Genomic DNA, 242 nt, shown 5'->3' with positions numbered 1-242 from the left:
ACATTGGCGACGGCCTCGGTTGTGCTGGTGCTGGCCTCGCAGCTCAGCCAGATCACCGGCGGCGAGGATGGCATCACCTATCGTGCGCCGGATATTTTCAAAACCGCGACCAAGCTGATGGTCGATGAGGACTGCAAGGTGCTGCGCTGGTTCGGGGTGCGCCTGAATGGCAAGCTGGCGGCCTATTACTTTGTCTTTACGACTTCGCTGGTGCTGTTCCTGATCCTGTTGCGGGTCACGGT

1 protein-coding gene is annotated in these 242 nt (G+C 59.5%); it reads left to right on the top strand.

Annotation, left to right across the window (positions count from 1 at the left end; genetic code table 11):
- A partial coding sequence (locus tag Q4528_RS15645; RefSeq protein WP_439848953.1) for a hypothetical protein occupies positions 1-242 on the top strand: 242 nt, incomplete at both ends.

The organism is Staphylococcus pasteuri, assembly GCF_030547725.1.
Classification (GTDB): domain Bacteria; phylum Bacillota; class Bacilli; order Staphylococcales; family Staphylococcaceae; genus Staphylococcus; species Staphylococcus pasteuri.
The sequence above is the reverse complement of the archived record's forward strand: the minus strand, read 5'-3'. Positions and strand labels throughout refer to the sequence as shown.